The organism is Pseudomonas sp. ZY71 (genome assembly GCF_036542145.1).
Classification (GTDB): Bacteria; Pseudomonadota; Gammaproteobacteria; order Pseudomonadales; family Pseudomonadaceae; genus Aquipseudomonas; species Aquipseudomonas koreensis_A.
The window spans coordinates 5,845,316-5,858,349 of sequence record NZ_CP144274.1 but is presented as its reverse complement, the minus strand read 5'-3'; the positions used below and the strand labels follow the sequence as shown (position 1 = coordinate 5,858,349).

Here is a 13,034-nt window from a genome sequence, read left to right as displayed (position 1 = left end):
TCGATGCCTTTTCGTTATTTCATCAAACAACTTTTATTGCCGCCCGGCATTCTCTTGCTGCTGTTGCTGGCTGCGTGGTGGCTGCGCCGCTCTCGGCCGCGCCTGGCTGGATTGTGCTTTGCCATTGGCTTTGGCGGAATGTGGCTGATGAGCCTGCCGGTGGTCGTGCAGTGGGGCGCAAAAGCGCTGGAGCGCGAGCCACCGCTGGCCCGCGAAGAGTGGGCAACGTTGGCGCAACGGGCTGACGCTATTGTGGTGCTGGGTTCCGGGCGAGAGCGCGGTGATCTGGCGTGGGGTGAGGATCAGCCGACTGGCGTGGGGCTCGAGCGTCAGCGTTATGCGGCGCGGCTGGCGAAGGCATCCGGTTTGCCGATTCTGACCACGGGTGGCTTGCATTACGGTACGCCGCCGACCGAGGCGAAATTGATGGCGGATTCACTGCGCGACGATTTTGGCGTGACGGTGCGTTGGCAGGAAGGCGAAAGCCGTACCACGTGGGAAAACGCCAAGTTCAGCGCTGACATTCTATTGCCGCAGGGGATCAAGCGCGTGGTTGTGGTGACGCAGGCTTGGCACATGCCGCGATCAGTCTGGAGTTTTGAACAGGCAGGATTTGAAGTGGTGCCGGCGCCGGTAGGCTTTTTGGGCACTGATAACGCAAGACCGTTTGGTGGCTGGCTGCCGGAGTTCAAGTCTATCTGGCAGAGCGGGCAGTTGCTGAATGAAGCGGTGGGGCAGGTGGGGTATTCGTTGTTTTACCGCTGAAGATCAAAAGATCGCAGCCTGCGGCAGCTCCTGCATTGGGATTTGCGTTTTCCCTGCTGCCGCCGGCTGCGATCTTTTGCTTTAGAGGGTTTTCGACATCCGGCTGGCCATCAGTGCCCAGCCAAACAACAGCAAGCACACGATGATCAACGGCCACGAGCGCCATTGCAGGTAGGGCGTCAGGTTGTGCATCGGCACCACTTCACCGTACAAAATCCCTTGTTCGAACTGCGGAATCTGCTCGGTGATCTGCCCGAACGGGTTGATCAACCCGGTCACGCCGTTGTTGGTTGCGCGGATCATCCAGCGCCCGGCTTCCAGGGCACGCATTTGCGCCATCTGCAAATGTTGCAGCGGGCCAATCGAGGTGCCGAACCAGGTGTCGTTGCTGATGGTCAGCAGCAAATCACTGCGTGCCGAAAGGCCGGCAGCGAAGTCCGGGTACACCACTTCGTAGCAGATGAACGGCGCAATCTGATAACCCTTGGCTTGCAGCAGCGCCTGATCAGCCGGGCCTCGGGCGAAGTCGGACATCGGCAAATCGAAGAACGCGATCAAGCCACGCAGGACGTCCTGCAATGGCACGTACTCGCCGAACGGCACCAGTTTCTGCTTAAGGTAAGTGCCATCGCCTTCGCCGACCACGGTGATGCCGTTGAAGAAGCGTTTTTCGTGACGAACCATTTCGCGAATCGGCACGCCGGTAATCAGGGCGGATTTTCGCTCGGCGGCGAAGTTACCCATCATGCTCAGGTAGCCTTCGGCAGATTCCTTGAGCACCGGCACAGCGGTTTCCGGCCAGATCAGCAGATCCACCGGTTTCGATCGGAAGCTCAGATCGCGGTACAACGCCAACTGCGCGTTGAGCTCGGCCGGATCCCATTTCATGCTTTGCGCGACGTTGCCCTGAATCGCAGCAACGCTCAACGGCGCGCCCGAAGGACTGGTCCAGGCGTAACCCTTAAGCGTAATACCGACGATCCACGGCCCGACCAACAGCACCAGACCGGCCACAACAAAAGCTTTGCGGCCGCTTTGCAGCAAGCGTGGCGCGTTGTAGATCAGTGCAGCGGTCAGTGCCAGCACGAAGCCCACCAACCACATGCCTCCCACCGGCGCGAGACCGGCCAGCGGGCCGTCGAGCTGGCTGTAACCCGAGTACAACCACGGGAAACCAGTCAGGAACCAGCCGCGAAACATTTCCTGAGCGACCCACAGCGCAGCAAACGCGAGGGCATCGGCCAGCGGCGCTTCATTACGGCGCAACCAGCGCGCCCAAATCCAGGCGGGCAGGGCGAAGAACCAGGCAATCGCCGCCGTGAACAACAGCATCAAGAACCCGGCCAGCAGCACCGAAGCACCGCCGAAATGGTGGATGCTGTAATAGATCCAGCTGGTACCGGCGCCGAACAGGCCGAAACCGAAGCACCAGCCGCGGCCCAGCGCCTGACGCGGGCTCAGTTCGCGCAGACCGGCATAGAACAAGCCGACCGCCAGCAAAGCCAGCGGCCAGATGTTGAACGGTGCCAGAGCGAAGGTGGTGATTGCACCGGCCGCCACGGCCAGCAGGTTACCGGGCCAGCCGGGGCGGGTTGTCCAGCGCATTTCAGTCCTTAGAATTAACGAGCAATTGGCGTCAGTCGCAGCAAATGAATCCGACGGCTGTCGGCGTTCAGGATGCGGAAACGATAGGCGCCGATTTCAGTGATTTCGTTGCGTTTTGGCAAGTGCCCGAACGCGCTCATCACCAGACCACCGACGGTGTCGAACTCGTCATCAGAGAATTCGCTGTCGAAGAACTCGTTGAAGTTCTCGATCGGCGTCAGGGCCTTGATCAGGAAGTCACCGCTAGGCAGCGGCTTGATGTAGCTGTCTTCCTCGACGTCGTGCTCGTCTTCGATGTCGCCAACGATCTGTTCCAGCACGTCTTCAATCGTTACCAGGCCGGCCACACCGCCGTATTCGTCAATGACGATGGCCATGTGGTTGTGGTTGGCGCGGAATTCACGCAGCAACACGTTCAGGCGCTTGGACTCCGGCACGAAGGTGGCCGGGCGCAGCAGATCCTTGATGTTGAAGCTGTCGCCGTTTTCCTTGAGGATCAGCGGCAGCAGATCCTTGGCCAGCAGCACGCCCATCACGTCGTCATGGCTTTCGCCGATGACCGGATAGCGCGAGTGGGCCGAATCGACCACGGCCGGGAGGAATTCACGGGGTGTCTGGGTCGCCTTGATGCTGATCATCTGCGAACGCGGGACCATGATGTCGCGTACTTGCAGGTCAGCCACCTGAATGGCGCCTTCGACGATGGCCAGTGCTTCGCTGTCCAGCAGTTTGTTCTGATGTGCATCACGCAGCAGCTCGAGGAGCTCCTGACGGTTCTTCGGCTCGTGGGCAAAAGCCTGGGTCAGTTTACCCAGCCATGACTTCTGCCCGTTGCTCGATCGATCTTCGCTCATAGCGATTACTCTGAATCCTTTGTTGTAACGATAGGGGATGTTTCGGGTTCGTCGTCCGCGTACGGATCGGGATAGCCCAATTCGGCAAGCAACTCGCGTTCCAGTGCTTCCATTTCTTCGGCTTCTTCGTCATCTATATGGTCGTAACCAAGCAGATGCAAGCAGCCGTGAATGACCAGATGTGCCCAGTGGGCCTTTAGTTCCTTGCCTTGTTCGGCGGCTTCGCGTTCGACCACGGCCACGCAGATCACCAGATCGCCGAGCAATGGGATGTCGAGAAACTCGTCGGGCACTTCAGCCGGGAACGACAGGACGTTGGTCGCGTAATCCTTGTGGCGCCAGGTGTGATTGAGCTCGCGGCCTTCTTCTTCGTCGACCAGACGAATGGTCATTTCCGAGTCGGCGGTGCGCTGGCGCAGGGCCAGTTCGCACCACAGGCGGAAATCGGCTTCACTCGGGGCGCTCGCTTCAGTCGCGATTTGCAGGTCTAGCTCAAGCATTTCGCGAGGTGTCCTTAGGGGCTTCGTCACGGTTTTCGAAGCGCTCGTAGGCTTCGACGATCCGCTGTACCAAAGGATGGCGCACGACGTCTTTGGGCTGGAAGTGGGTGAAGCTGATGCCCGGCACGTCTTTGAGCACTTCGATCACATGGTGCAGACCCGACTTGGTGCCTTTCGGCAGGTCGACCTGGGTAATGTCACCGGTGATGACAGCGGTGGAACCGAAGCCGATCCGGGTCAGGAACATCTTCATCTGTTCGACGGTGGTGTTCTGGCTTTCATCGAGAATGATGAAGCTGTTGTTCAGCGTACGGCCACGCATGTAGGCCAGCGGCGCAACTTCGATCACCTGACGCTCGATCAGCTTGGCCACGTATTCGAAGCCGAGCATTTCGTAGAGTGCGTCGTAGAGCGGGCGCAGGTACGGGTCGATCTTCTGCGACAGGTCGCCGGGCAGGAAGCCGAGTTTTTCACCCGCTTCAACCGCCGGACGCACCAGCAGGATGCGCCGGATCTGCTCGCGCTCGAGTGCATCGACAGCGCACGCCACGGCCAGATAGGTCTTGCCGGTACCGGCCGGGCCAATGCCGAAGTTGATGTCGTTGCCGAGGATTTCCTTCACGTAGCGCAACTGATTCAAGCCGCGTGGGCGAATCATGCCTTTCTTGGTGCGCAGGGCGACGGAGGCTTCGGCGGGGGCGTGATTGTCCAGCTCGACCACGGCCGATTCCTGCAGGAACAGGTGCACCGTATCTGGCGACAGCTCTGAACCTTTGGTTTCCCGGTACAGGCGACGAATCAGATTTTCCGCAGACGTGGTGTGTTTGGGGTCGCCGATCAGCTCGAACTGGTTTCCGCGGTTGCGGATCTCGATGGTCAGGCGCTGTTCGATCAAGCGCAAATGCTCGTCGAATTGCCCGCACAGATTGGCGAAGCGGCGAGCCTCAAAGGGCTCGAGGATAAAACGATGTGGTTCTATGGGTGCGTTCAAGGTCGTATTTAGCCGCCCTGGGGCAATTAAGATGAAATCAAGGATAACGCCAGAGGCCTGGGTGCGAAAGCTCTTAAATCATCGCTGTTCCTGTGGGAGCGAGCCTGCTCGCGAAAGCGGTGTGTCAGACACATTGTTGTTGAATGTGTCGCCGCCTTCGCGAGCAGGCTCGCTCCCACAGTGCCCTGTGTTGATTATTGGATCAGCGAGCCTCGCAGCGAGTGCGGTTGTGCCGCGTCGATATGCACGTCGGCGAACTGACCGATCAGGGTTGGATTGTCGCAGCGGAAGTTGACGATACGATTATTCTCGGTGCGCCCTTGCAGCTCGCCCGGGTCTTTCTTCGAATAATCAGTTACCAGAATCCGCTGGGTCGAGCCGACCATTTGTCGGCTGATCTCGAAACCTTGCTGATTCAAGCGATGTTGCAGCGCGTTCAGGCGCTCCTTCTTCAGCTCTTCCGGGGTGTCGTCGGCCAGATCGGCAGCCGGGGTGCCCGGGCGCTGGCTATAGACGAAGGAATAAGAGAAGTCGAAACCGACGTCGGCAATCAGCTTCATGGTCTGTTCGAAATCTTTCTCGGTCTCGCCAGGGAAGCCGACGATGAAGTCCGAACTGATGCAGATTCCCGGCACCGCGGCGCGCAGTTTGCGCAGTTTGGATTTGTACTCCAGCGCGGTGTGATTGCGCTTCATCGCCGCGAGAATCCGGTCGGAGCCCGATTGCACCGGCAAGTGCAGGTGCTTGACCAGTTCCGGCACATCGGCGTGGGCCTGGATCAGGCTGTCGGAGAACTCCAGTGGATGCGAAGTGGTGTAGCGAATGCGATCGATGCCATCGATCGCGGCGACAACGCGGATCAGCTCGGCCAGATCGGCCAGACGACCGTCATGGGTGGTGCCGCGATAGCCGTTGACGTTCTGCCCCAGCAGGGTCACTTCACGCACGCCGTTTTCGGCGAGGTGGATGACTTCGGCGATCACGTCATCGAACGGCCGGCTGACTTCTTCACCGCGGGTATAAGGCACCACGCAGAACGTGCAGTATTTGCTGCAGCCTTCCATCACCGACACATAGGCGCTCGGGCCATCGATGCGCGGCTCGGGCAAATGGTCGAATTTTTCGATTTCCGGGAACGAGACGTCGACCTGCGGCAACTTGGTGATGCGCGCGGCGTCGATCATTTCCGGCAGGCGGTGCAGGGTCTGCGGGCCAAAGACCACGTCGACGTACGGCGCGCGATCGCGGATCGCCGCGCCTTCCTGGCTGGCCACGCAACCGCCGACGGCGATGACCATGTCGGGGTTGGCCAGTTTCAGTTCGCGCCAGCGGCCGAGCTGCGAATACACGCGATCCTGGGCGCGCTCGCGGATCGAGCAAGTGTTGAGCAGAATCACGTCGGCGTCTTCCGCACGCGCGGTGACTTCCAGGGCCTGGTGTTCGCCCAGCAGGTCGACCATGCGCGAGCTGTCGTACTCGTTCATCTGGCAACCGTGGGTTTCGATGTAAAGCTTCTTGGCCATGGAGTAGGGTCGTCACGTGATTCAAAGAACCCGGCATTATAGGGAACAAGCCTTCAGGTTCCTACCGCTGCGCGTCCGGAGGCTATGCTATAGTTTGCGCCCTCATTTTTATCCCCGATGTTATCCCCCCGCCATGACCAAACGCGAAGCTCCAATCTATAAGGTGATTTTCCTCAACCAGGGCCAGGTGTTCGAAATGTACGCCAAGCAGATCTATCAAAGTGATCTGTGGGGCTTTCTGGAAGTGGAAGAGTTCGTCTTTGGCGAGCGCACGCAAGTGGTCGTCGACCCGAGCGAAGAAAAGCTCAAGGCGCAGTTTGAAGGCGTGGTGCGCAGCTTTGTGCCGATGCATTCGATCGTGCGCATCGACGAAGTGGAACGTCTGGGCACCCCGAAAATCAGCGAAGCCCGTGGCGCGGTCGGCAATGTGATGCCGTTCCCGATGCCGATGCCTGAGAAGTAAGCCGTAACACCGAGTCGCCTCATTCGCGAGCAGGTCGAATCGTCGCACCGTCGCTCCCACAGTAGATCTCCAGTGTTCAGAAGATCCCTGTGGGAGCGAGCCTGCTCGCGAAGAGGTCAGGAAGGTCGATGCAAAAATCAGGGAAGCGGTGAGAAAGGCGTACGCCCATCGGCGCTCTGCAGTTCCATCAGGTATTTACGGAAAATTTGCCCGAGCACCTGGGTCGCGGTTTCGAGGTCTTCGCGGGACATTTTTTCGGAAACTTCGTCGGCCGTGTCCAGCGCATCTTCAGCGCCGTTGACCGCGGCCATCTTCAGCACGATATACGCCTGAATGTTGTTGGCCTGCACGCCTTCACCGTGGAAGAACATCGTGCCGAGCTTGAACTGAGCCTGAGCGTGGCCTTGCAACGAGGCTTTTTCGAAATAGCTCAGGGCTTGATTGAGGTCGCGCGGCGCATTCTTGCCGTCGTAGTAGAACTCACCCAACTCGTATTGCGCTTGCGCATCCCCTTCGTCCGCCGCTTTCTGGCAGGCGGCCAGTGCCTGCGTGACGTCTTGCGGCTGAGTATTGAGGGTGCAACGACCCATCGCCGGGATCAACAACGAGTTGCCGCCTGCTTGTGCATGCGCGAGCAGGGGCTGAAGGAGCAACAGGCAGCCCAAGGCAAGGGTGCGGCCGGTGCGGTTCATGGGAATCGACTTACCTCTGAAGGGCACGCGGACCCATCGAGGGATCCAATAAGCGCGCATTATGAAATAAGCAGGGCCAACCTTACAAAGTCTTTACTCGTTTTTCTGCTGCGCGGGGAATATATCGCCCACTTTAGGGGAGATTTTTAGCAGGGGCATCGGAAAAACAGCGCGGATGTAGGTGAATGCTGACGCTGGCGATAGCCAACGTCAGCGGTACGGCAATTATTTCAGTGCAGCGAAGGCACGCTCGGCAGCGTCCAGCGTCAGTTGCAACTCGGCTTCGCCGTGAGCGATCGAGGTGAAACCAGCTTCGAAAGCGCTCGGTGCGAGGTACACGCCACCTTCCAGCATCAGGTGGAAGAAGCGCCCGAACAGCGCAGCGTCGCTGGCCATCACGTCTTCAAAGGTGACGATGTCATCGGCGCCGCTGAAGTACAGGCCGAACATGCCGCCAGCCTGGGTGGTCACGAACGGAATACCGGCGGCGTCGGCGCGTTGTTGCAGACCGTCGAGCAGACGCGTGGTGTAGTCGGTCAGCTCAGCGTGGAAGCCCGGACGGCTGATCAGACGCAGCGTGGTCAAACCAGCGGCCATGGCCAGTGGGTTACCCGACAGCGTACCGGCCTGATACACCGGACCCAGTGGCGCGATGCGCTGCATGATTTCACGCTTGCCGCCGAAGCAGCCAACCGGCATGCCGCCGCCGATGATCTTGCCGAAGGTGGTCAGGTCAGGATTGACCCCGTAGTACGCTTGAGCACCGCCGAGGGCAACGCGGAAACCGGTCATCACTTCGTCGAAAATCAGCACCACACCATGTTTGTCGCACAGCGAACGCAGGCCTTCGAGGAAGCCCGGTGCCGGTGGCACGCAGTTCATGTTGCCGGCCACCGGTTCAACGATGATGCACGCCACTTCCTCGCCGACTTCAGCGAGCATCTTTTCCACCGCGTCGATGTCGTTGAACGGCAGGGTCAGGGTGTGTTTGGCGAAGGCCGCCGGTACGCCGGCCGAGCTCGGCACGCCTTGGGTCAGTGCGCCGGAACCGGCCTTGACCAGCAGGCTGTCGGAATGACCGTGGTAGCAGCCTTCGAACTTGATGATGCTGTCGCGGCCGGTGTAACCACGGGCCAGACGGATCGCGCTCATGGTCGCTTCAGTACCGGAGCTGACCATGCGCACCATGTCCATCGATGGCACCAGCGAGCAGACCAGGTCGGCCATCTCGGTTTCCATCGCGGTCGGCGCGCCGTACGACAAGCCGTGTTGCAGCTGATTACGCACCGCATCGAGCACGTCCGGGTGGCTGTGGCCGAGGATCATCGGACCCCACGAACCGACGTAATCGACATAACGCTTATCGTCTTCGTCGGTTACGTAAGCGCCTTCGGCGTGTTTGAAGAACAACGGCGTGCCGCCAACGCTCTTGAACGCACGAACGGGCGAGTTCACGCCACCGGGAATGTGTTTCTGGGCATTGGCAAACAGGGTTTCGGAACGAGACATGATCGGGCTCTCAAATCAGACTTTCAGTAATTCATTGAACGCGCGGGCGCGGCGGGTCACTTCGGCGCTGCTTTCGGCACCAAACAGACCGTGGACCACGGCGAGCAGGTCGACGCCATGGGCCACTAGCGGTGCAGCGTTGTCGAGGGTGATGCCGCCAATCGCGCAGACCGGCAGGTGCAGCGTGCGTTTGGCCTCGTCAAGCAGATCGAGGCTGCAGGTCGGCGCGCCGGGTTTGGTGTTGGAATTGAAGAGGCGGCCGAAGGCGACATAGCTCGCGCCTTCTTTGGCCGCTTGTTCGGCCAGCGCGATTTGCGCGTGGCAGGTCGAACCGATGATCGCTTTGGAACCGAGCAGGGCGCGGGTCGGCGACAGCGGGCCATCGGTCTGACCGAGGTGCACGCCGACGTTGAGGCGCGCCGCCAGCTCAGCGTCATCGTTGATGATCAGTTGCGTCTTGTAGCGCTCGCACAGATCACGTAGCGCTTCGGCCTCGCGCAAACGGCGGGCCTCGTCGCTGCTCTTGTCGCGGTATTGCAGCAGGGTGACGCCGCCTTCCAGCGCCGCCTCCACGTAAGACAGAAACTTGCCCGCCAGCAATGTGCTGTCGGTAATGGCATACAGGCCACGTAGTTTCATCGGGCAGACCTCACGACGTTACGAGCAGAAATCCAGCGGCAGGCGACGCGGAACGAACTGGCCTTTGCCCAGTTGTTCGGCATCGCGCAGGGTGCGCCAAGTGTAATCCAGTGCACTGCGCACGGCGCTGGCGAGGTGTTCGCCCTGCGCCAGGCGACCGGCCAAAGCACTGGCCAACGTGCAACCGGAACCGTGATAGCTGCCCGGCAGACGCTGACAGATAAAGGTTTCACGCAAACCGTCGCGGCTGTACACGCGGTTGTGGATTTCAGTTTCGTCGCCGTGGCCGCCGGTGATCAGCAGGTTTTTGACGAACGGCAGGAGTTTTTCAGCGCACTCGTCGGCAGTGCCTTCGGGCAGTTCGGCGAGGATGCGCGCTTCAGGAAGGTTGGGGGTGGCAATGATCGATAGCGGCAGCAGACGCTCGCGCATCGCGTAGCCGACCTCGTCCTTGCCCAGGCGTCCGCCGCCACCGGCGCGCAGCACCGGGTCGCAGACCACTGGCAAGTGCGGGTGCGCCGAAAGCAGTTCGACAACGGTGTCGACCATTTCCAGCGAACCGAGCATGCCCAGTTTGACCGCAGCGACTTCGGAATCGTTGAGCACGGCATTGGCCTGGGCCAGTACCCACTCACGGTCGAGGACGCGGAAGTCAGTGACGTTGACGGTGTCTTGCACGGTCAGGGCGGTGACGGCCGGAGCCGCATGGCAACCCTGCGCGAGCAGAGCTTCGATATCTGCCTGCAAGCCGGCGCCACCACTTGGGTCGTGGCCGGAGAGACAGAGGACAACGGGGCGGGAGCTGTAGATATTCATGGTGCGCGAGCTTACCACCAAACCTGATTTTCGGGTTCAGTGCCGTTGTCCCGGGGCGATAACCTGGCAGGAGAATCCGACCGCTCTGTCACAAGCTGACCAACTCAACAGCTCTAGCTCGCTGCTTTGCTCTGGAATGCCCGTTCTAGAGCCTTTGTAGGAAAAATTTCAATGGTGCTCAATGGCCATCAACGGCTATGCTAGTCTGGATCCAAACCAATAACAGGTAATACCGGTTTTACGTCTACTCAAAGGGAATGGGGGGCTTCCTGACACAACCGGACGAGCCACGCTGGGGCTTCAATGCGCTATCTGCTGATGTTGCTGTTCTGCTTGCCCCTTATGGCGAGCGCCGTCGAATTCGACGAATTTACCCAGAGCCTCCCTCTGGGCCGGTCGCTGCAAGTGTTCGAAGACCCGAGCGGTCAGGCGAGCATTGCCGATGTTCGTGCGCAAGCTGCCGCCGGCAATTTCAAACCTCACGATAAAGCCACGCTCAATGCCGGTTATTCACGCTCGGCGTTCTGGCTGAAGATCGACCTGCATTATCGTCCGAGCAATCCCGCCGCCCAGCGCACCTGGCTGCTGGAACTGGCTTATCCACCGCTCGACCATCTCGACCTGTACATGCCCGATGCCGCTGGCGACTACCGCCTCGTCCGGCAAACCGGCGATGCCTTGCCGTTCGCCAGCCGCGAGATTCGCCAGAACAACTATCTGTTCGACCTTTCATTCAAACCGGATCAACAGCAAACCGTGTACCTGCGACTGGCCAGCGAAGGTTCGATTCAGGCACCGGTCACGTTATGGTCGAGCACGGCGTACCTCGAAGACCAGCCAGTGCGCCTGTATGTGCTCGGCATCATTTATGGCGTGCTGTTAGGGATGGTGGTCTACAACCTGTTCATCTTCCTCAGCGTGCGCGATACCAGTTACCTCTATTACATCTTCTACATTGCCTCGTTTGGCCTTTATCAGTTGTCGGTGAACGGTGCGGCGGTCGAATATTTCTGGCCGGACAATCCGTGGTGGGCCAACGCCGCGACGCCATTCTTCATCGGTTGCGCCGGGTTGTTCGGCAGCCAGTTCGCCCGCAGCTTCCTGCAGACCAAAACCCACAGTCGCTGGCTCGACCGCTTGTTGATCGGGCTGATTGCCTTCGGAGCATTGGTCATCGGTTTGTCGCTGATGACCAGTTACGCGTTGTCGCTGCGCTTGGCGACGATACTGGCGCTGACCTTCACTGTGGTGATTTTCGCCGCAGGGATTCTGGCCTGGTGGCGCGGCTTGCGGGTGGCGCGCTATTTCATCATCGCCTGGTCGGCGTTCCTGCTCGGCGGCATCGTCAACACGCTGATGGTGCTGGGCCTGCTGCCAAATGTGTTCCTGACCATGTACGCCAGCCAGATCGGCTCGGCCATCGAGGTGGCGCTGCTGTCGCTGGCACTGGCCGACCGCATCAACGCGATGCGTGAGCAACAGGCGCAAACCCTGTACGACGCCGGGCAGAAACTCGAAGTGCTCAACCAGCAACTGGCCCACAGCAACAAGCTCAAAGACGAATTCCTCGCGACCTTGACCCACGAACTGCGCACGCCAATGAACGGTGTGATCGGTTCGCTGGAACTGATGCAGACCGTCGATCTGGATCCGGAGCTTGAGCAATATCAGCAGACCGCCGCCGGTTCCGCGCGGGACATGATGCGCATGGTCAACGGCATCCTTACCCTGACCGAATTGCAGGCCGGCAAGCTCAAGGCATCGCCGGGCAGCTTCAGTCTGCGCGCAGTAGTTGAAGCGTTGCGCGTGCAGTTCGACGGCAACGCGGCGAGCAAGTCGCTGGACTTCAAAGTCGAGGTGCTGCCGACCCTGCCGGATCGCTTGCACGGCGACAGCGCAAAACTCGCGCAATGCCTGGAATGCCTGCTCGACAATGCGATCAAGTTCACCCGTGTCGGTGGGTTGGCGTTGCGCGTGACGGGCAAACCGTCGACGGGCAATCGTCTGGCGCTGTCGTTTGCGGTGATCGACACCGGTATCGGTTTCACTGATCTGGGCGAAGCGACGATGTACCAGCGCTTCTTCCAGCTTGACGGTTCGATGACCCGCGAATACGGCGGGCTGGGCGTCGGTCTGGCGATCTGCCGACAGTTGGTCGAGTTGCTCGGCGGCAAGCTCACTCATCGCTCGGAGCCCGGGCGTGGCAGCCGCTTCCAATTGGATGTCGAGTTTGAGTTGCCGGTGGTTGAGGCTGCGCCGATCTCTGTGCCTTCACACGATTGCGTGCGCGCACCGCAGGACTGCACGGTGTTGCTGGTGGACGACAACAGCGTCAACCAACTGGTGATGCGTGGCATGTTGCTCAAGCTCGGCTTCCGCGTGCGTACCGCCGATAACGGTGCGGCGGCATTGGACTGCCTGCAGCGAGAAGCCTTCGATGCGGTGCTGATCGATTGCCAGTTGCCGGCTCACGACGGCGCATCATTGTGCTGCCAGATTCATGCGTTGCCAGGCTGCGCGAATTTGCCGGTGTTTATGTTGGCGCTAACCGCCGACCGAGAGCTCTGCAGCACCGGTGCCGCTATCGATTACCTGAACAAACCGGTGAAATTCGAGGACTTGAAGTCAGCACTGGAGCGTCGCGTACTTAGTTGTTGATAGGGTAAAAGCGCCGCAA

The 13,034-nt window shown here is 60.0% G+C and carries 12 protein-coding genes; 3 read left to right on the top strand and 9 right to left on the bottom strand.

The window, feature by feature from the left end; translation table 11 throughout:
* Positions 1-3: 3 nt before the first annotated feature.
* Positions 4-765 carry a YdcF family protein gene (locus tag VY732_RS25995; RefSeq protein WP_331692540.1) on the top strand — a complete coding sequence of 254 codons (762 nt, stop codon included), beginning with the start codon at positions 4-6 and terminating at the stop codon, positions 763-765.
* An 81-nt stretch (positions 766-846) separates the two neighbouring features.
* Here the strand turns inward: VY732_RS25995 and lnt are convergent, their stop codons facing one another.
* The 5 genes from lnt to miaB form a co-directional block, all read right to left on the bottom strand.
* A complete protein-coding gene (gene lnt, locus VY732_RS25990) occupies positions 847-2,370 on the bottom strand; it encodes an apolipoprotein N-acyltransferase (RefSeq protein WP_077574657.1) in 1,524 nt (507 codons plus the stop codon).
* Positions 2,371-2,384: 14 nt separating this feature from the next.
* Positions 2,385-3,224 carry an HlyC/CorC family transporter gene (locus VY732_RS25985; protein WP_007909641.1) on the bottom strand — a complete coding sequence of 280 codons (840 nt, stop codon included), beginning with the start codon at positions 3,222-3,224 and terminating at the stop codon, positions 2,385-2,387.
* Between the two features lie 5 nt (positions 3,225-3,229).
* Positions 3,230-3,724 (bottom strand): rRNA maturation RNase YbeY, encoded by a 495-nt coding sequence (gene ybeY / locus VY732_RS25980; protein WP_007909643.1) that lies wholly within the window; start codon positions 3,722-3,724, stop codon positions 3,230-3,232.
* A complete protein-coding gene (locus VY732_RS25975) occupies positions 3,717-4,715 on the bottom strand; it encodes a PhoH family protein (RefSeq protein WP_038361873.1) in 999 nt (332 codons plus the stop codon). Before VY732_RS25975 ends, ybeY begins: the two co-directional genes overlap by 8 nt.
* A gap of 194 nt (positions 4,716-4,909) precedes the next feature.
* Complete coding sequence (miaB, locus tag VY732_RS25970) at positions 4,910-6,238, bottom strand: tRNA (N6-isopentenyl adenosine(37)-C2)-methylthiotransferase MiaB (RefSeq protein WP_137216658.1); 1,329 nt, start codon at positions 6,236-6,238, stop codon at positions 4,910-4,912.
* Positions 6,239-6,371: 133 nt separating this feature from the next.
* On the opposite strand from miaB, the gene VY732_RS25965 reads away from it, so the two are divergent.
* The gene (locus VY732_RS25965; protein ID WP_003185742.1) at positions 6,372-6,701 is read left to right on the top strand and encodes a DUF1820 family protein; all 330 of its coding nucleotides are present in this window, start codon (positions 6,372-6,374) and stop codon (positions 6,699-6,701) included.
* A 137-nt stretch (positions 6,702-6,838) separates the two neighbouring features.
* On the opposite strand, the gene VY732_RS25960 is transcribed toward VY732_RS25965, so the two are convergent.
* The 4 genes from VY732_RS25960 to VY732_RS25945 form a co-directional block, all read right to left on the bottom strand.
* On the bottom strand, positions 6,839-7,393 hold the full coding sequence (locus VY732_RS25960; protein ID WP_003228518.1) for a tetratricopeptide repeat protein: 555 nt from the start codon (positions 7,391-7,393) through the stop codon (positions 6,839-6,841).
* 225 nt (positions 7,394-7,618) lie between these two features.
* Positions 7,619-8,902 carry a glutamate-1-semialdehyde 2,1-aminomutase gene (gene hemL, locus VY732_RS25955; RefSeq protein WP_077574654.1) on the bottom strand — a complete coding sequence of 428 codons (1,284 nt, stop codon included), beginning with the start codon at positions 8,900-8,902 and terminating at the stop codon, positions 7,619-7,621.
* Between the two features lie 15 nt (positions 8,903-8,917).
* A complete protein-coding gene (gene thiE, locus VY732_RS25950) occupies positions 8,918-9,541 on the bottom strand; it encodes a thiamine phosphate synthase (protein WP_331692526.1) in 624 nt (207 codons plus the stop codon).
* Positions 9,542-9,559: 18 nt separating this feature from the next.
* The gene (locus VY732_RS25945; RefSeq protein WP_007909650.1) at positions 9,560-10,357 is read right to left on the bottom strand and encodes a hydroxymethylpyrimidine/phosphomethylpyrimidine kinase; all 798 of its coding nucleotides are present in this window, start codon (positions 10,355-10,357) and stop codon (positions 9,560-9,562) included.
* 303 nt (positions 10,358-10,660) lie between these two features.
* On the opposite strand from VY732_RS25945, the gene VY732_RS25940 reads away from it, so the two are divergent.
* Positions 10,661-13,015, top strand: a complete 2,355-nt coding sequence (locus VY732_RS25940) for a 7TM diverse intracellular signaling domain-containing protein (protein ID WP_331692525.1) — start codon at positions 10,661-10,663, stop codon at positions 13,013-13,015.
* Positions 13,016-13,034 lie beyond the last annotated feature (19 nt).

Bases quoted from the DNA above. Each gene is read 5' to 3' on its own strand.
- miaB (WP_137216658.1), bottom strand. From the start codon at position 6,238: ATGGCCAAGAAGCTTTACATCGAAACCCACGGTTGCCAGATGAACGAG.
- VY732_RS25965 (WP_003185742.1), top strand. From the start codon at position 6,372: ATGACCAAACGCGAAGCTCCAATCTATAAGGTGATTTTCCTCAACCAG.
- VY732_RS25960 (WP_003228518.1), bottom strand. From the start codon at position 7,393: ATGAACCGCACCGGCCGCACCCTTGCCTTGGGCTGCCTGTTGCTCCTT.
- ybeY (WP_007909643.1), bottom strand. From the start codon at position 3,724: ATGCTTGAGCTAGACCTGCAAATCGCGACTGAAGCGAGCGCCCCGAGT.
- VY732_RS25995 (WP_331692540.1), top strand. From the start codon at position 4: ATGCCTTTTCGTTATTTCATCAAACAACTTTTATTGCCGCCCGGCATT.
- VY732_RS25940 (WP_331692525.1), top strand. From the start codon at position 10,661: ATGCGCTATCTGCTGATGTTGCTGTTCTGCTTGCCCCTTATGGCGAGC.
- VY732_RS25945 (WP_007909650.1), bottom strand. From the start codon at position 10,357: ATGAATATCTACAGCTCCCGCCCCGTTGTCCTCTGTCTCTCCGGCCAC.
- thiE (WP_331692526.1), bottom strand. From the start codon at position 9,541: ATGAAACTACGTGGCCTGTATGCCATTACCGACAGCACATTGCTGGCG.
- VY732_RS25985 (WP_007909641.1), bottom strand. From the start codon at position 3,224: ATGAGCGAAGATCGATCGAGCAACGGGCAGAAGTCATGGCTGGGTAAA.
- lnt (WP_077574657.1), bottom strand. From the start codon at position 2,370: ATGCGCTGGACAACCCGCCCCGGCTGGCCCGGTAACCTGCTGGCCGTG.
- hemL (WP_077574654.1), bottom strand. From the start codon at position 8,902: ATGTCTCGTTCCGAAACCCTGTTTGCCAATGCCCAGAAACACATTCCC.